Annotated in this window: 16 protein-coding genes; 6 read left to right on the top strand and 10 right to left on the bottom strand. The window is 72.2% G+C overall.

Annotation, left to right across the window (positions count from 1 at the left end; all coding sequences use genetic code 11):
• Window positions 1–172: 172 nt before the first annotated feature.
• The 4 genes from ACIHEJ_RS23225 to ACIHEJ_RS23210 are packed head-to-tail and all read left to right on the top strand — an operon-like array spanning window position 173 to window position 4,077.
• Entirely contained in the window at window positions 173–463 is a 291-nt protein-coding gene (locus ACIHEJ_RS23225) for a hypothetical protein (RefSeq protein ID WP_400138393.1), read from the top strand.
• 46 nt (window positions 464–509) lie between these two features.
• Window positions 510–1,331 carry a hypothetical protein gene (locus ACIHEJ_RS23220; protein WP_400138392.1) on the top strand — a complete coding sequence of 274 codons (822 nt, stop codon included), beginning with the start codon at window positions 510–512 and terminating at the stop codon, window positions 1,329–1,331.
• 23 nt (window positions 1,332–1,354) lie between these two features.
• Complete coding sequence (locus tag ACIHEJ_RS23215) at window positions 1,355–3,310, top strand: fumarate reductase/succinate dehydrogenase flavoprotein subunit (protein WP_400138391.1); 1,956 nt, start codon at window positions 1,355–1,357, stop codon at window positions 3,308–3,310.
• Window positions 3,307–4,077 carry a succinate dehydrogenase/fumarate reductase iron-sulfur subunit gene (locus ACIHEJ_RS23210; RefSeq protein WP_400138390.1) on the top strand — a complete coding sequence of 257 codons (771 nt, stop codon included), beginning with the start codon at window positions 3,307–3,309 and terminating at the stop codon, window positions 4,075–4,077. The genes ACIHEJ_RS23215 and ACIHEJ_RS23210 overlap by 4 nt, the downstream gene beginning before the upstream one ends.
• On the opposite strand, the gene ACIHEJ_RS23205 is transcribed toward ACIHEJ_RS23210, so the two are convergent.
• The 3 genes from ACIHEJ_RS23205 to ACIHEJ_RS23195 are packed head-to-tail and all read right to left on the bottom strand — an operon-like array spanning window position 4,058 to window position 6,484.
• The gene (locus tag ACIHEJ_RS23205) at window positions 4,058–4,372 is read right to left on the bottom strand and encodes a hypothetical protein (RefSeq protein WP_400138389.1); all 315 of its coding nucleotides are present in this window, start codon (window positions 4,370–4,372) and stop codon (window positions 4,058–4,060) included. The two genes, ACIHEJ_RS23210 and ACIHEJ_RS23205, sit on opposite strands and share 20 nt — an antisense overlap.
• A gap of 5 nt (window positions 4,373–4,377) precedes the next feature.
• On the bottom strand, window positions 4,378–5,355 hold the full coding sequence (locus ACIHEJ_RS23200) for a phosphotransferase family protein (protein WP_400138388.1): 978 nt from the start codon (window positions 5,353–5,355) through the stop codon (window positions 4,378–4,380).
• Window positions 5,356–5,383: 28 nt separating this feature from the next.
• Complete coding sequence (locus ACIHEJ_RS23195) at window positions 5,384–6,484, bottom strand: hypothetical protein (protein ID WP_400138387.1); 1,101 nt, start codon at window positions 6,482–6,484, stop codon at window positions 5,384–5,386.
• A gap of 79 nt (window positions 6,485–6,563) precedes the next feature.
• Here ACIHEJ_RS23195 and ACIHEJ_RS23190 point away from each other — a divergent pair, with 79 nt between their 5' ends.
• Window positions 6,564–8,147 (top strand): hypothetical protein, encoded by a 1,584-nt coding sequence (locus tag ACIHEJ_RS23190; RefSeq protein ID WP_400138386.1) that lies wholly within the window; start codon window positions 6,564–6,566, stop codon window positions 8,145–8,147.
• 34 nt (window positions 8,148–8,181) lie between these two features.
• Here ACIHEJ_RS23190 and ACIHEJ_RS23185 read toward each other — a convergent pair whose 3' ends face one another.
• The 7 genes from ACIHEJ_RS23185 to ychF all read right to left on the bottom strand — a co-directional run bounded on the left by ACIHEJ_RS23185 (window position 8,182) and on the right by ychF (window position 15,262).
• Entirely contained in the window at window positions 8,182–10,770 is a 2,589-nt protein-coding gene (locus tag ACIHEJ_RS23185) for a SpoIIE family protein phosphatase (RefSeq protein WP_400138385.1), read from the bottom strand.
• Between the two features lie 179 nt (window positions 10,771–10,949).
• Window positions 10,950–11,384 (bottom strand): ATP-binding protein, encoded by a 435-nt coding sequence (locus ACIHEJ_RS23180; protein WP_400138384.1) that lies wholly within the window; start codon window positions 11,382–11,384, stop codon window positions 10,950–10,952.
• 100 nt (window positions 11,385–11,484) lie between these two features.
• On the bottom strand, window positions 11,485–11,913 hold the full coding sequence (locus ACIHEJ_RS23175) for a (deoxy)nucleoside triphosphate pyrophosphohydrolase (protein ID WP_400138383.1): 429 nt from the start codon (window positions 11,911–11,913) through the stop codon (window positions 11,485–11,487).
• Window positions 11,914–11,943: 30 nt separating this feature from the next.
• Window positions 11,944–12,135, bottom strand: a complete 192-nt coding sequence (locus ACIHEJ_RS23170; RefSeq protein ID WP_400138382.1) for an SPOR domain-containing protein — start codon at window positions 12,133–12,135, stop codon at window positions 11,944–11,946.
• Between the two features lie 387 nt (window positions 12,136–12,522).
• Entirely contained in the window at window positions 12,523–13,275 is a 753-nt protein-coding gene (locus ACIHEJ_RS23165) for a GntR family transcriptional regulator (RefSeq protein WP_400138381.1), read from the bottom strand.
• A 146-nt stretch (window positions 13,276–13,421) separates the two neighbouring features.
• Window positions 13,422–13,817 carry a DUF4190 domain-containing protein gene (locus tag ACIHEJ_RS23160; protein WP_400138380.1) on the bottom strand — a complete coding sequence of 132 codons (396 nt, stop codon included), beginning with the start codon at window positions 13,815–13,817 and terminating at the stop codon, window positions 13,422–13,424.
• A gap of 356 nt (window positions 13,818–14,173) precedes the next feature.
• A complete protein-coding gene (gene ychF / locus ACIHEJ_RS23155; RefSeq protein ID WP_400138379.1) occupies window positions 14,174–15,262 on the bottom strand; it encodes a redox-regulated ATPase YchF in 1,089 nt (362 codons plus the stop codon).
• Between the two features lie 408 nt (window positions 15,263–15,670).
• Here ychF and ACIHEJ_RS23150 point away from each other — a divergent pair, with 408 nt between their 5' ends.
• Complete coding sequence (locus ACIHEJ_RS23150; protein WP_400138378.1) at window positions 15,671–16,051, top strand: DUF6542 domain-containing protein; 381 nt, start codon at window positions 15,671–15,673, stop codon at window positions 16,049–16,051.
• Window positions 16,052–16,072 lie beyond the last annotated feature (21 nt).

Here is a 16,072-nt window from a genome sequence, read left to right as displayed (position 1 = left end):
GACGACGGTCAGTAAGCCCACCCGTGCGGCGCAACACACCCCGGGATGCATCCGTACGCCTCGGCCAATCGATGCACATCCCTTCACAGCGACAGGTGTGACGCGCAACACTCCAAGGCGCATGAACGTCGCCGCCCAGGGCCCGACGGACCCGCGGAAGTGAGGACACGTCATGTCCGTGCACGACGACATCACCTCGGTCCAGCGCTCTCTCGACGATCTGCACCGGTCGCTGGGACGCCTGGAGAACCAGCTCGGCGGCGGCGGCCTGGAGATGCGCCGGGTCCGGCTGGACGCCGACCACCTGCGCGAGAGCGTGGCGCTGCTGCGGGAGGCCGCCAGCACCCCGGCCGCGGCCCGCCGGCCCGACCTCGTCACCATCTCCGACACGCCCTACGACATCAGCCTGTGGACGGACTCGGACGACGAGGGCCTGGGCGCCCGCGACCGGCACGCACCCTGACCGCGGCCGGCTCGCCCCCGACCCCTGAACCGACCGGAGTCATCCCTTGGCCACTGGTACGGAACCCCAACAGAACAGCGGCGGCGTGCGCACCGGTGCGCGGGCCGAGATCGCCGCACCGCATCTGCGGACCGACCGCTGGTGGCTGGCGCCCGCCGTCACCGCGGCCGGTCTGCTGGCCTTCATCGTCTACTCGACCTGGCGGGCCTTCGCCGACGCGGACTACTACGCGGCGCCGTACGTGTCGCCGTTCTACTCGCCCTGCCTGGCGCAGAACTGCCGGACCATGCACGCCGGGCCGAACTGGGACCTCTTCGGGAGCTGGTGGGGCATCTCGCCCGCGATCATCATCCTGATCTTCCCGCTCGGCTTCCGGCTGACCTGCTACTACTACCGCAAGGCGTACTACCGCAGCTTCTGGGCGTCCCCGCCCGCCTGCGCGGTGGCCGAACCCCACCGGAAGTACAGCGGCGAGACCCGCTTCCCGCTGATCCTGCAGAACATCCACCGGTACTTCTTCTACGCCGCCCTGCTGGTGGCGTGCGTGCTCACCTACGACACCGTGCTGTCCTTCCGGGACCCGCACTACCGCTGGGGGCACATGGGTCTCGGCACCCTGGTGTTCCTGGCCAACATCGTGCTGATCTGGGCGTACACCATCTCCTGCCACTCCTGCCGGCACATCGTCGGCGGCAAGCTCAAGCACTTCTCCAGACACCCGGTGCGCTACAAGGCGTGGCAGTTCGTCGGCAGGCTCAACGCCCGGCACATGCAGCTGGCGTGGGCGTCGCTGCTGAGCGTGGCGCTCGCCGACTTCTACGTCTACCTGGTCGCGTCCGGGGTCTTCGACGATCCGCGCTTCTTCTAGAGATTCCAGTGAGGGACTGACTGATGCCCGTGGTGGACCGGCAGGAGTGGGACGTCGTCGTGGTCGGTGCCGGCGGCGCCGGGCTGCGAGCCGCGATCGAGGCCCGGGAGCGCGGCGCCCGTACGGCGGTGATCTGCAAGTCCCTGTTCGGCAAGGCGCACACGGTGATGGCCGAGGGCGGCATCGCGGCGGCCATGGCCAACGCCAACGAGCACGACAACTGGCAGGTCCACTTCCGCGACACCATGCGCGGCGGGAAGTTCCTCAACCAGTGGCGGATGGCCGAGCTGCACGCCAAGGAGGCCCCGGAGCGGGTGTGGGAGCTGGAGACCTGGGGCGCGCTGTTCGACCGGACCAAGGACGGCCGGATCTCCCAGCGCAACTTCGGCGGCCACGAGTACCCGCGGCTGGCGCACGTGGGCGACCGTACGGGCCTGGAGCTGATCCGCACGCTCCAGCAGAAGATCGTCGCCCTGCAGCAGGAGGACTTCAAGGAGACCGGGGACCACGAGTCACGGCTGAAGGTCTTCCAGGAGTGCACGGTCACCCGGGTCCTCAAGGAGACGGCGTCCGACAGCGGCTCCGCCGCGGGCCGGGTCTGCGGTGTCTTCGCCTACGAGCGCGAGACCGGCCGCTTCTTCGTCCTCGAGGCCCCCGCGGTCGTCCTCGCGACCGGCGGCATCGGCAAGTCCTTCAAGGTGACGTCGAACTCCTGGGAGTACACCGGTGACGGTCACGCGCTGGCCCTGCTGGCCGGGGCACCGCTCGTGAACATGGAGTTCGTGCAGTTCCACCCGACGGGCATGGTCTGGCCGCCGTCGGTGAAGGGCATCCTCGTCACCGAGTCGGTGCGCGGCGACGGCGGGGTCCTGCGGAACTCCGAGGGCAAGCGGTTCATGTTCGACTACGTCCCGGACGTCTTCAAGGAGAAGTACGCCGAGTCCGAGGACGAGGGCGACCGGTGGTACGAGGACCCGGACCACAACCGACGGCCACCGGAGCTGCTCCCCCGCGACGAGGTGGCCCGCGCCATCAACGCCGAGGTGAAGGCGGGCCGGGGCTCCCCGCACGGCGGGGTCTTCCTCGACGTCTCCACGCGCATGCCCGCCGAGGTGATCCGGCGCCGGTTGCCGTCCATGTACCACCAGTTCAAGGAGCTGGCGGACGTCGACATCACGGCGGAGGCGATGGAGGTCGGGCCGACCTGTCACTACGTGATGGGCGGCATCGCGGTCGACTCGGACACGGCGGCGGCGCGCGGGGTGACGGGGCTGTACGCGGCCGGCGAGGTGGCGGGCGGCATGCACGGCTCGAACCGGCTGGGCGGCAACTCGCTGTCCGACCTGCTGGTGTTCGGGCGCCGCGCGGGCTGGCACGCGGCCGAGTACGCGCAGGGGCTGGCGGACCGGCGCCCGCCGGTGGACGACGCCCAGGTCAACACGGCGGCGGCGGAGGCCCTGCGGCCGTTCTCGGCGGAGACGGAGGGCGAGGCGGGCCCGCCGGAGAACCCGTACGCCCTCCACCAGGAACTCCAGCAGACCATGAACGACCTGGTCGGCATCATCCGCCGCGAGGGCGAGATGGAGCAGGCCCTGCACAAGCTCGCCGAGCTGCGGGTGCGGGCCCGCCGGGCCGGTGTGGAGGGCCACCGCCAGTTCAACCCCGGCTGGCACCTCGCCCTGGACCTCCGGAACATGCTGCTGGTCAGCGAGTGCGTGGCCCGTGCGGCCCTGGAGCGGACCGAGTCGCGCGGCGGGCACACCCGCGAGGACCATCCGACGATGGACCGCGCCTGGCGCAACGCGAACCTGCTGTGCACCCTGGCCGACCCCACCGGCGGCCTCGCCGCGACCGACCCGGCCCGGGGCCAGATCCGTCTGGCCCGCGAGACCACCGAACCCATCCGCCCGGACCTGCTCGCCCTCTTCGAGAAGGAAGAGCTGGTCAAGTACCTCGCCGAAGAGGAGCTGTACGAGTGAGCAGCTACAAGGCCCGCTTCAAGGTGTGGCGGGGCGACGTCGAGGGCGGCGGCCTGGAGGACTTCACCGTCGAGGTGAACGACGGCGAGGTGGTGCTGGACATCATCCACCGCCTCCAGGCCACGCAGGCCCCGGACCTGGCCGTGCGGTGGAACTGCAAGGCGGGCAAGTGCGGTTCGTGCTCGGCGGAGATCAACGGCCGCCCCCGGCTGATGTGCATGACCCGCATGTCGGTCTTCGACCGGGTGGAGACGATCACGGTCACTCCCCTGCGCGCCTTCCCGGTCATCCGTGACCTGGTGACGGACGTCGGGTTCAACTACCAGAAGGCCAGGGAGGTCCCGGCGTTCGTGCCGCCCGCCGGTCTCGGTCCGGGTGAGTACCGGATGATGCAGGAGGACGTGGACCGCTCGCAGGAGTTCCGCAAGTGCATCGAGTGCTTCCTGTGCCAGGACACCTGCCATGTGGTGCGTGACCACGAGGAGAACAAGACGGCCTTCGCGGGTCCGCGCTTCCTGATGCGCGTCGCCGAACTCGACATGCACCCGCTGGACGCGGCGGCCGAGACGGGCCTGGACCGCAAGCGCACGGCCCAGGACGAACACGGCCTCGGTTACTGCAACATCACCAAGTGCTGCACGGAGGTCTGCCCCGAGGGCATCCGCATCACCGACAACGCCCTCATCCCGCTGAAGGAGCGGGCCGTGGACCGCAAGTACGACCCGCTGGTGTGGCTGGGCTCGAAGATCAGGAGGCGGCCTTCGTGACGCCGCCCCGCGGCGCACGGCCGGGGCGCTGGGCCAGTGTCTGAAGGCCCAGCGCTCCCATCCACACGAACCAGCCGATGAGCGGGACGAGGTCGAACCTGCGGGGGATCAGTCCGAGGAACATCCACAGGGAGAGTCCGACCGCGCCGATCAGCTGGCTGTACCCCCACAGCTTCGGCCGCAGGATCCGGCGCCTGCCGAACGGGACCACCCAGCCGGTCGTGATGCCCGCGACGCCGAATGCCACCATGAGCGCCACGATCAGCACTGTGGCCACCACCAAGAACATGTGCATGACCGTCATGCTCCCACCAGCGCCAGGGCCCGCACCAGGTTGTGCTCCGCGATACCGCGCATGGATTGCGTCAAGGGAAAGTCCCCGTCGAGCAGCCGCAGCGGACCGGCGACGAGGTTCAGGTGCATCGCCAGCCGGTACAGCCGCAGGCGGTCCTCGTCCAGACCGGGGGCGCGCAGCACGTCGTAGTGCGGGCCGAAACGCAGGTTCAGGAAGACGTGCTCCCACTCGGCGTCGAAGTACATCAGCCCTTCGACGTCGATCAGGGCGGGCCGTCCGTCGGCGTCCAGCAGGACGTGGTCGGGGCCGAGTTCGCCATGGACGAGGGAGTGTTCGGTGCGGGAGCGCACCGCGCCGGCGAGGGCCCGCACGGCCTCCTGCAGGCGGTCCCGGGCGGCGGCGACGCGCGGCTCGCGCACGGCGGTCTCGGCGATGTCGGACAGGGCGCGGTCGGCGACCAGCCGCGCGCAGGAACGACCCGGCGGGGAGGGGGCGTTGCCGGCCACGGCCACCTTGCCCAGGGCGGTGGTGCGGCAGCCGCGCAGGGCGTCCAGTGCTTCGGCGAGCCCGTCCAGCGCCGGACGGGCCGTTTCCGGGTCCCGGTTCAGGGCCTCCTCCAGGCTGCCGCCGGGCAGGTCCTCGACCACGGCCGCACGCGCCTCGGGGTCCATGTGCAGCAGGCGCGGGGTGCGGACGCCGAGCGCCCGGAGGCGGTCGTGGGCGGCGGCGAACAGGTCGAGACCCGATGCGGGTGAGAAGGGGTCGCGGAGGTCGGGGGCTTCCGGCTGGTCCCAGTAGTCCTCGTCCGGGGACCAGACGTAGGCGACGGCCGTGCGGGAGTCGTCGAGGGTGAGCCGGTAGACGCCCTTCCTGGAGCCGCCGCGCAGCCGGGTGACGGCGCTCAAGGTGCGGTGGCGGCCGAGGGCGGCGCGGACGAGCGGGACGAGGTCGGCGACGGTCCGAGGCTGTCGTGTCCTGGTCACCGGTCCGAGTGTTCCGCAGCGGCGGCGCTCAGCGGACCCATTTTTCCTCGTACGCCCGCCAGTCCGCGTCCGTCGCGGCGAAGTCCACGTACAGGGCTACACCGAAGCGGACCCGGTCGGCGTCGGTGCGGGACAGACCGAGGCGGACGCCCCGCACGCCGGCCGGGACGGTCTCCGCCCGGGCCCGGTGGCCGAACCGGTTCTCGTGGTAGAAGGGCAGGCCCATGAGGAGATCGGTGGTCTCGGGGGTGACCTCCAGGGCGAGGCTGGTCTGCTGGGCGACATAACCGCCGTACAGGCTCTGGAGCGGCTGCATGGTGTCGTACGACATGACGGCGATCTGGTCCACGCGGCGGGCCACCTGCCCGAAGTAGGCCTGCGACCACCACTTGGGGTGGTTGGTCGTCGCGCCCCACAAGGAGTGGAAGGCCGGCAGCGGGTCGATCTGGTGGGCGGCGACGGAGAGCAGGGCGTGCCGGGCGTGGATGACGCGGCGCAGATCGTCGAGGAGGGTGAGGTAGTCGCGGTCACCGGAGTGCAGCGGCTCCAGGTCGAAGTGGACGCCCTGAAAACCGGCGGCGAGGATCTGACGGGTGGAGCGGACGACGGCGGCTCGGGTGGCGGCGCGCTCCAGGTGCAGGCCGTCGGGGCTCTCGGTGGCCAGCTTGTCGCCGAGCCAGGCCTGGACGCGGACACCGGGTGCGGCGCGGTGCAGGGCCGAGATCAGCCGGCCTGCCTCGGGATGGTCGGACTCCGGCAGGGTGCCGTCGTGCTCCAGGGGTCCCGCGTGGACGTACAGGTCGCGGATGCCGGTGTCCTTCAGGCGGTGGGCCAGGGCGGTGACGTCCGCGTCGGTCTTGCGGCCGTCGACCCAGGCGTGACCCAGCCAGAGGGCGTCCTGGTGGCGGCTGGTGGTGCCGGGCCTCAGGCTGCCTGTGTAGTTGAGGCGAAGGGCCGTCTCCGCGGTGAGCAGACAGAGCACGGGCAGGAGCAGAAGCAGCAACACGGCGGTGAGGACACGGCGGCGGCGACGGCGCCGTCCGCCCTCGGGCCGTCCTTCCGCCGGTTCGGCTCGCCGTTCCACCGGTTCCGCCTGTCGTCCCGCGGACGCATCCGTTCCCCCGTCCATTCCTGCCCCTTGCTCTCTCGTCCCCCACCCGTATCCGCACCGGTCGCGTCGGCGCCTACCTGCCCATACGCTCCGAAATGTGACGTCCTCCCTGATCCGGGGCCGGCCCCGGCGCGCCGCGGTCCACATACGCGTGCGGGTGGCGCATGCCGTGCTGGGAGCCGTTGTGGGGGCGGGGTGGCTGATGTTGCCGGTGATGACGGTCGGCAGCCATGATCCGGTTCCCGGGGCTTCCGTCGGGACCGTCGCGAGCGCCGCCGCACCGCAGCAGGACGGGACGTCGACCGCCGACCTGGTGCTGCCGCTCGTCGCGGGGGCCGCGGCGGTACTGCTGGCCGGCTACGGCTATGTACGCCGTACCCGCCGGGCCCGCACCCGCACCACCCCGGGGCTCGTCTCCGCGCACCCGCCCGCGCCCACCCCCGCCGACACCGAACGGCAGGCCCGCGCCGCGCTGGTCCTCGCCGACGACTGCGTGCGCACCAGCCGGGAGGAGCTGTCCTTCCTGCCGGACCGAGGCGAGGAGACGGAGCCGTTCTGGCACGCCCTGCGGGCCGCCGAGACCGAACTGTCGGCCGCGTTCGCGATATGGCGGCGCTACGAACAGGGGGTGCCCGAGGACGCGGTCGCCCGGCGGCAGGCGCTGGTCGGGGTGGTCGGGCGGTGCGCGGAGGCCGGGCGGCGGCTGGACGCCGAGGCGGCGGGACTGGACCGGCTGCGGGGGCTGGAGGGGCCGGGGTCCGGGGCGGCGCTGGAGGTCGCCGAGGACCGGTTCCGGGAGCTGACGGCGCGGACGGTGGCCGCCCAGGACACCGTGATCGCCCTGCACGACCGGTACACACCCTCGGCCACCGGGCCGGTCAGCGGGTACGTCGAACAGGCCAAGGACCGGCTGGTGTTCGCCACCGCCCGGCTCAACGAGGCCCGCCGGGCCGCCGACACGGGCGAGCCGGAGCGGACCGCCGGGCCGCTGCGCGCGGCCGAGGGTGCGGTGGCCCAGGCCGGGGTCCTGGTGGGCGGCGTCGAGCGGCTCGCGGCGGAGCTGCGGGAGGCGGCCGAGCTGGTGCCGGCCGCGCTGACCGGCGCGGAGGCGGAGCTGGCGGTGGTCCGGAAGGGAAGTACGCGGTCGCCGCTGACCTCCGGCGAGCTGCACGCCCGCCTGGCCCGAGCGGACGGGGTGCTGGCCGCGGTGCGCCAGGAGGTGACCGGCGGCCCCTACGACCCGCTGGACGCCCTGCGCCGCATCGTCCGCGCCGCCGGGCGCCTGGACGTGGGCCGCACCGGGGTCCTGGACACCGCGGCGCTGCTCGTGGCACGGGGTTCTGTCGCCGGGGCCGAGGAATTCGTCACGGTGCACCGGGCTGCGGTGGGCGCGGAGGCGCGGGCACGCCTGGCGGAGGCGGTACGGAAGCTGGGCGCGGGGGACCTCGGCCGGGCCGACGCCGCGGCGCTGGAGGCACGGGAGCTGGCCGAGCGGGACGTCCGCACCCACGGAACCCCGTTCGCGGGCACCGGCACGGTCGTGGCGGGGCCGTCCGGCGCGGACTCGGCCGGCCTGTCCGGCGCGGTCCTGGGCGGCATCCTCCTGGCAACGGAACAGAATGCCGGGCCCTCGGCGAGCTACGGCGGCCCCCACACCAGGGGCCGCCACGGACTCGCCTGAGGCGTGCGCTGCTCGACGGCGGAGCCGGCCCTGCTCAGAAGAGGCTCAGCAGGGCCTCCGCCGGGTCCGTGAGGCCGTGCTCGCCACCCGGCAGCGGCAGTTCGAACCACACCGTCTTCCCGCGCGGCGTCCGCCGGGAGCCCCACGCGGCGCTGAGCAACCCGACCAGCTGCAGCCCGCGGCCCCCCTCGTCGGTGTCCCGTGCCCGCCGCCGCCTCGGCTGCACCAGCCCGGAGTCCCACACTTCGCACACCAGCGTCCGGTCCAGCAGCAGCCGTAGCCGTATCTCTCCCTCGCCGTACCGCAGCGCGTTCGTCACCAGCTCGCTGACCAGCAGCTCCGTCGTGTCGACCAGCGGCTCCAGGTCCCAGCTGAGCAGCTGCGCCCGCGCGTACTCGCGGGCCCGACCCACACTGCGGGGTTCCCGCGGCAGCGTCCAGTCGCCGACGGAGTCGGCGGGCAGCCCCTGCACCCGGGCCATGAGCAGGGCGATGTCGTCCTCCCCGTGGTGGGTGTCGAGGGTGTTGAGGACGTGGTCGCAGACGTCCTCCAGCGGTCGGGAGGCGTCGGTGAGCGCGCCGACGAAGGCCTGCAGCCCCTCGTCGAGGGGATGGTCACGGGACTCGACCAGGCCGTCCGTGTAGAGGGCCAGCAGCGCGCCCTCCGGCAGCTCGACCTCGACCTCCTCGAAGGGCTCGCCGCCCACTCCGAGCGGCATCCCGGGCGGCACGTCCAGCATCAGGGCCGCCTCGCCGGGTTCGACCAGCACCGGTGGCAGATGACCGGCGTTGGCGAACGTACAGCGTCTGGTCACCGAGTCGTACACGGCGTACACACAGGTCGCCAGGTACACCTCGGAGAGGTCGGCGTCCCGGGGCTGACGGGCCGTGCGCGTGGCCTGCTGGACGCCGCCCGGGGTGCCGAGCCCCCGCGCGATCTCGTCCAACGCCGAGAGCACCTCGGCCGGTTCCAGGTCCAGCAGGGCCAAGGTGCGTACGGCCGTACGCAGTTCGCCCATGGCCACGGCCGCCCGCAGCCCTCGTCCCATCACATCGCCGACGACCAGCGCCGTACGGTGTCCCGGCAGTTCGATCACGTCGAACCAGTCGCCGCCCACCTCGGTCGCCGCGTTGCCCGGCAGATAGCGGCAGGCGATGTCCAGGCCGGAGGCCTCGGGGGCGCCCGGCGGCAGGAGGGAGCGTTGCAGTATCAGCGCCCGCTCGTGCTCCCTGCGGTACAGGCGTGCGTTGTCGATGCACACCGCCGCCCGTGCGGCCAGCTCCACCGCCAGGTCCCGGTCCCGGTCGCCGAAGGGCTCGCTGCCCTTCGTACGGGCGAACTGGGCGAGTCCGACGACCGTGTCGTGGGCGACCATCGGCACGGCCAGCGTGGACTGCACGAGGCCGCCCTCCTCGGCGGGCACCCGTCGCGGGCGGGCGGTGCGCAGGGCGTCCGCGCAGGGCGAGTTGAAGGGGAAGTGGTGGACCGCGCCGACCTCGACGGGCTCACCTGAGCCGGTGAAGGGGGCGCCGGCCACCGCGCTGGCGGAGGCGACCCGGCGCAGTTCGGCGCTGCCGTCGGCGAGGCCGGGCGGGGTCTCGTCGCCGGCCAGCAGTCCCTGGTAGAGGTCGACGGTGGCGAGGTCGCAGAAGCCGGGGACGACGACGTCGAGGAGTTCGCGGGCCGTGGTCTCCAGGTCGAGGGAGTTCCCTATGCGCGCGCCCGCCTCGTTGAGCAGGGCGAGGTTGCGCCGGGCGGCGGCGGCCTCGCGGGCGGCGGCACGGCGGGAGGTGATGTCGGTGCCGAGCCAGGCGATGCCGATGGGCCGGCCGCTGCCGCTGTGCACGCGGTAGAGGTTGACGGACCAGTGCCGGCGTTCCTCGGATCCGGGCACGAAGCCGGTGACGTGCATGTCGGTGATGGACTCACCGCTCTCCAGCACCCGGCGCAGGGTGGCCGAAACCCGCTCCGCCTCGGCGCGCGGCAGATAGTCGTGAACTCCCTTGCCACGGTGGTCGTCCGGGGCTCCGCCGAAGATGGAGGCGAACCGCTCGTTGGCCCGGCGGACCCTGAGGTCGGTGTCGATCAGCAGGAAGCCGAACGGGGATTGACCGAAAATGGCCTGCGAGGCGGCGAGGTCGGTCTCGATGCTGCGCAGAGTGCGGACGTCGACGACGATGCACACGGCGGCCTTGTCGCCCTCGGCGGTCCGGGTCGGCATGACGTAGACCTCGGCCAGACCGTCCGTGCCGCGTACGCCCTCCGCCCCGTCGGGCATCCGGAAGGGCACGACCCCGGTCCACTCGCGCCCGTCGAGGATCTCGGCCATCTTGCGCTGGCCGCGGTCGCGCAGATCGGGGTCGATGAACGCCTCTATGGGGTCCATGCCGACGGCGCGCGACGCGGGGATGCCGAGGAGTTGTTCGGCGCGCAGGCTCCACTGGTCGACGAACCCGTCGGGGCTGATGGAGAAGGACGCGACCCTGATGTAGTCGTAGATGGAACCGGGCGGACTGCTCTGCCACATGGCGTCGCCGGCTGCCGCGGTACCCTCCGCGGCCTGGTCCCTCGCGCCGTCCGACGGGTCCTCGGACTCCGTGGCCTTCGCTGGTATCTCGCTCACGCGAACCGTCCCCTCCAGCTCACCGCGTCCGGCACCGGTCACCGGGGGCGGCTGCCCGCAGTATCCAGCACTACGGCGTCGCACGACACGGTGTTCACGATCACAGCTCGGTCCAGGTCTTTTTCGGACCGGTCCGTGACAACACTTCCACTCTTCTAACCAGGGAACACGCCGTCGAATCACGCAGTCCCGGGCACCGCCAGTTCGAACCACACGGTCTTGCCGCTCGAGCCGGGTCGCGTGCCCCAGCGGCGCGAGGAACCGGCGAGCAGTTGGAGTCCGCGCCCGCTCTCGTCCTCGGGGTGGGCGACGCGTTCGCGCGGCGGGTCCGGGAGCGGGTCGGAGACCTCCACCAGCAGTGGCTCGTCGAGTGCGCCCGGGCGCACGAGCCGTACCCCGATGGGGCCGGTGGCGTGCCGCAGGGAGTTGGTGACCAGCTCGCTGACCAGCAGTGCGGCGAGGTCGGCGACGCAGTCGAGGCCCCAGCCGTGCAACTGGCCGCGGACCGCGGCACGGGCGGCGCGCACGGCGCCCGGTTCCGCGGGAAACGTCCACTCGGCGCAATCGCCATCGGTGTCGATCACGCCGATCACTTCCCAGGCCAGCAAGCGCACCCATGTCCGGTTTCGTGGGGTTAATGGGCACATACCCGATATCCGGTGGGCAGTACCGTACGAGAGGGCGCACTGTGGCACGAACGGCGTACGGGGGAGTTCAGCGGGCGCGGGCGTCGATGCGGGGGGCGACCTCGCGCACCGCCGCCACGTCCTGGTCCAGCCAGACCACGTCCCAGACCTCGTCCGGGGTGAGCCAGCGCAGGTCGTCATGGTCCTGCAGCGGACGGGGCGCGGGGGAGCCGGGGAGCAGGCGGGCGGTCCACACCTGAAGGACGTACGGCGCCCTCAGCGGCCACTCCCCCGGCACCCGCTCGGCCACTTCGGCGTCGATGCCGAGTTCCTCGCGCAGTTCGCGCACCAGGGCGTCCTCGGGCCGCTCGCCCGGTTCGACCTTGCCGCCGGGCAGTTCCCAGCGCCCGGCCAACTCGGCCGGTGCGCTGCGACGGGCGGCGAGCAACCGGCCGTCGTCGAGCAGTGCGGCTCCCACCACCACGACCGGGTCCGTCCGCTGTGTATCGGGCGTCATGGGTCGGAGCCTACGGGAGGGCGTGGGGCGTCAGTTGTGGGTGCCGTCCCCGTCCGGGCCGATGCGCTCGACCCAGTAGAGCTGTTTGTGGCCCCGGTCGTCGAGGCTGTCGGCGATCTGCTGGGCCTCGGCACGGGTGGCGTACCGGCCGACGCGGTAGCGATTGCCGTTGTCGTCCTGCCGTATCACGATCCAGGGCAGGGACACCGCGTTCTCACTCATGGCCCCCACCGCCCTCCCCGCCCCTTCTCGCACCGCCCCACCTGCTTCCCGTCCCAGGCCCCCGCCGTGGCCCGCCTGAGGAAACCCCGATCCGCATATGCCCGAGCGTACGCCCAACCTTCACGCAGCGAATACGCCTTTTCACAAAGAGGTACGCAACCAGCCAGAACGCCGGGGGCGCACGAGACCGAACGCGCCCCCGCGAACACGACTGCCTCGGGTCGGGGCATACCGGAGGGACCTGGGGTCACCTGGCAAAACGGCCGGATTGCGGCGGCCGGACAGAGCCGGAGCGGCGCCGGACGGCCGGGACGGCCGGCCGCGAGGCGTGCCGGGGTGTGCGCTACTTCACCTCAGGGGCGCGCAGGCGCGGGGAGTGCGGCGCCCTCACTTCACGGGCAGGTGGTACGCCACCCGGTACCGGTCGGCCGGGATCACCACGTCGGCGGTCTCCACCGGGCGGCCGGAGGCGTAGTAGGTGCGCTGGACGACCACGACCACGTGGCCGGGGACTCCGCCGAGCGCGTGGAGTTCCTCGGCGAGGCCCGGGCGGGCGCCGACCTCCTCGGTGACGTTGTCCACGATGACGTCGATGGCCCGCATCCGCTCGACCACGCCCATGCCGCCGAGCGGGCCCTCCTCGGGCAGCATCACGGGCGTGCGGCCGGTGACGGCGAGCGGCTCCCAGGAGGTGGAGAGCATCATCGGCTCACCGGCCTCCCGGAACAGGTACTTGGTGCGCATCACCCGCTCACCCAGCGGGATCGCGAGCCGCTCGGCGATGGCGGCCCCGGCCTCGGCCTGCTCGCTGCTGGACTCCCAGGTGCCGCGCACCGAGGCGTCGGCCTGCTCCTGCCGGAAGGGCGTGGCGCCGCCCGCCGGCCGGTAGCCGGAGCGGGACACCCGCCGGGGCACGGGCCGCTCGCGCACGTACGTCCCCGAGCCGGAGCGGCCCTCGACCAGCCCCTCGGCCATCAGCACCTTGCGGGCCTCCAGCGCGACCGTGTCCGAGACGCCGTACTCCTCGCGGATGCGGGCCTGGGAGGGAAGCCGCGTGTGGGGTGGCAGTGAACCGTCGACGATCTTCTTGCGGAGATCACCCGCGACGCGCAGGTACGCCGGCTGCTCACCGAAAGTCACTGGCCGCTCCCATCAGGTTGTACAGACAGCAACAGCCTGGCAACGGTGGGTTGTGCCATGCAAGCAAAGGCCAGAGAATCACTCGATGTGATGACATGGGGGTGGGGAGGGCTTTACCCAGGCACTTGTCCCCCGTATGGGCGCGATCACACCTGCACGCCGGTGCTCCCGGTCGTCGAGATGCTCGCGCCGTCGCGTGCGCCGTCCCTGACGCCGTGCCAGAAGTCGGAAGCGCCGCCCGTGGCGAGCATCAGCGCCCACAGCACGAGCCCGATGGCGGACAGAACGGCCCCGCCGACCGCGAGTCCGGTGCCGCGCTCACCGCGCCGGCGGATCCGCCACAGGGCGATCAGCCCGAACACCAGCCCGAGGCCGGGCAGACAGCACAGCACACCGAGCACGAGGGAGGTGATGGCGAGTCCGTTGACGGGTGCGGGACGGTTGTAGGGGCGGTAGCCCTGGGTCCACGGCCGGTAGGGACCGTACGGGGAGTACGGGGGCTGCTGCGGCTGGTCGGGGCCGGGGGGCGGAGGTATGGACACCGGTACCGTGCTCCAGGGGTGGTGGCGCCGGCGTGGGCCGGGGAGATCTGACGGACGACTGCGCGCAGGGTGGACGGCGCGCGCGAAGGGGGCGGAACGCCGTCCGGGGGCCCCGGACGTGCCGGCCGGTCAGGAGCTCGGCGTGGCACGGGAGTTGCCCGCCGCCGTGTGGAGGTCGCGCGCCGGGGCGACCGCCCCGCCGGTGCGGAAACCGCTCCGGCACCCTGGAGCGCTCTGTACCGTTCGAGGTCCGCCTGGACCTCGACAAGCCCGTCCCGCCGAGGAGCAGCTGGGAGCCGGCGCGAACCGGAAGGAAGAAGGGGCCGGGTTCACCGGAGCCCGGCCCGCTCGCGGCGTCAGACGTTGAAGCGGAACTCCACCACGTCCCCGTCCTGCATGACGTAGTCCTTGCCCTCCATCCGGGCCTTGCCCTTGGCGCGGGCCTCGGTGACCGAGCCGGTCTCGACCAGGTCGTCGAAGGAGATGACCTCGGCCTTGATGAAGCCCTTCTGGAAGTCGGTGTGGATGACACCGGCCGCCTCCGGGGCCGTGGCGCCCTTCTTGATCGTCCAGGCGCGGGACTCCTTGGGGCCGGCCGTCAGGTAGGTCTGCAGGCCGAGCGTGTTGAAGCCGACGCGGGCCAGGGTGGCGAGACCCGGCTCGTGCTGGCCGACGGACTCCAGCAGCTCCAGGGCCTCCTCCTCGTCCAGCTCGGCGAGGTCGGCCTCCAGCTTGGCGTTGAGGAAGATCGCCTCGGCGGGGGCGACCAGGGCGCGCTGCTCGTTCTTGAACTCCTCGTCGACCAGTTCGTCCTCGTCGACGTTGAACACGTACAGGAACGGCTTGGTGGTCAGCAGGTGCAGGTCGTGCAGGAGCTCGTTGCGCTCGGTGCCCTGGACGATGCCGTGGGCGAAGAGCGTGTCGCCCTTCTCCAGGATCTCCTTGGCCTCCTCGACGGCCTTGACCTTGGGGGCCACGTCCTTCTTGATCCGGGACTCCTTCTGGAGGCGCGGAAGGACCTTCTCGATCGTCTGGAGGTCGGCGAGGATCAGCTCGGTGTTGATCGTCTCGATGTCGTCCTTCGGTGAGACCTTGCCGTCGACGTGGACGACGTTCTCGTCCTTGAAGGCGCGGATGACCTGGCAGATCGCGTCGGACTCGCGGATGTTCGCGAGGAACTTGTTGCCGAGGCCCTCGCCCTCGGAGGCGCCGCGCACGATACCGGCGATGTCCACGAAGTCGACGGTGGCCGGAAGGATGCGCTCGGAGGAGAAGATCGACGCCAGCTTGGCCAGGCGGCCGTCGGGGACGCCCACGACGCCGACGTTCGGCTCGATCGTGGCGAACGGGTAGTTGGCCGCCAGCACGTCGTTCTTGGTCAGGGCGTTGAACAGGGTCGACTTGCCGACATTCGGCAGGCCGACGATTCCGATCGTGAGCGACACGTTGCGACTTCCCGTAGATGAGAGGGCCAGGGGCTGCCAGGGGCCAGACACACTGGCCGATCCACCAGTCTACGGCGTTCCGGGCGACGGCCTCGCGGGAGCGTCGAACGCCCGGCCAACCTCCGCTCATCGGCGTGTCTGGCGGGCGACCGGGCACATAAGCAGACCTAGGTTGGTCCAGTGGAGCAACGCAGAATTCGACCCCCGAACGACGGATCGCGACGCGGCGCGCCGCCGCGGCAGCTGCCCGGGCAGGCCGGCCGGCGGCCGGGCGACGAGCACCGGCCGGGGCAGGCAGCGGCCCGGTCCGCGCGGCCGGAGCGCGGGGCCCGGGCCGGGCAGGGGGACGGGTTCGAGCAGGGGGGCAGGCCCGCCCGGGTCGCGCGACCGGTGCCGACGGGCCGACGGATGCCGCAGCCGCGGCTCACCGGGCTCGGCACCGGGCTGTTCTGCGCGGCGGTGATGCTGCTGCTCGGCAGCCTGGACCAGCTGCTGTTCGACGGGGCACCGGCGGTGTACGGGGTGCTGTTCCTGCCGGTGTGCGTGCTGACCGCGCTGTGGGTGCGGGAGGGGGATCTGCTGACCGCTCCCGTGGTCGTGCCGATCGCGTTCGCCGTGGGCCTCCTCACCGTCGCCGACGGCGGCGGGGGGCTGGCCGGCCGCCTGATGGGGCTGGTCACCGGGCTCGCCACACAGGCGGGGTGGCTGTACGGGGGGACGCTGGCCGCGGGGCTGATCGCGCTCGTACGGCGGGTGCGGTGGGTACGGCGGCGCCGGCGGCGGGGGTGAGCCGTACACCGGCTGCCCGCC

It is taken from the genome of Streptomyces sp. NPDC052301 (assembly GCF_044593395.1).
GTDB lineage: Bacteria > Actinomycetota > Actinomycetes > Streptomycetales > Streptomycetaceae > Streptomyces.
Note: the sequence above shows the minus strand (reverse complement) of the source record. Positions and strands in the feature narration are given on the sequence as shown.

What these genes read in the sequence shown, in the direction of transcription:
- ACIHEJ_RS23225 (WP_400138393.1), top strand. Translation starts at nt 173, where the DNA reads ATGTCCGTGCACGACGACATCACCTCGGTCCAGCGCTCTCTCGACGAT.
- ACIHEJ_RS23215 (WP_400138391.1), top strand. Translation starts at nt 1,355, where the DNA reads ATGCCCGTGGTGGACCGGCAGGAGTGGGACGTCGTCGTGGTCGGTGCC.
- ACIHEJ_RS23205 (WP_400138389.1), bottom strand. Translation starts at nt 4,372, where the DNA reads ATGCACATGTTCTTGGTGGTGGCCACAGTGCTGATCGTGGCGCTCATG.
- ACIHEJ_RS23195 (WP_400138387.1), bottom strand. Translation starts at nt 6,484, where the DNA reads ATGGACGGGGGAACGGATGCGTCCGCGGGACGACAGGCGGAACCGGTG.
- ACIHEJ_RS23175 (WP_400138383.1), bottom strand. Translation starts at nt 11,913, where the DNA reads ATGACGCCCGATACACAGCGGACGGACCCGGTCGTGGTGGTGGGAGCC.
- ACIHEJ_RS23170 (WP_400138382.1), bottom strand. Translation starts at nt 12,135, where the DNA reads ATGAGTGAGAACGCGGTGTCCCTGCCCTGGATCGTGATACGGCAGGAC.
- ACIHEJ_RS23150 (WP_400138378.1), top strand. Translation starts at nt 15,671, where the DNA reads ATGCCGCAGCCGCGGCTCACCGGGCTCGGCACCGGGCTGTTCTGCGCG.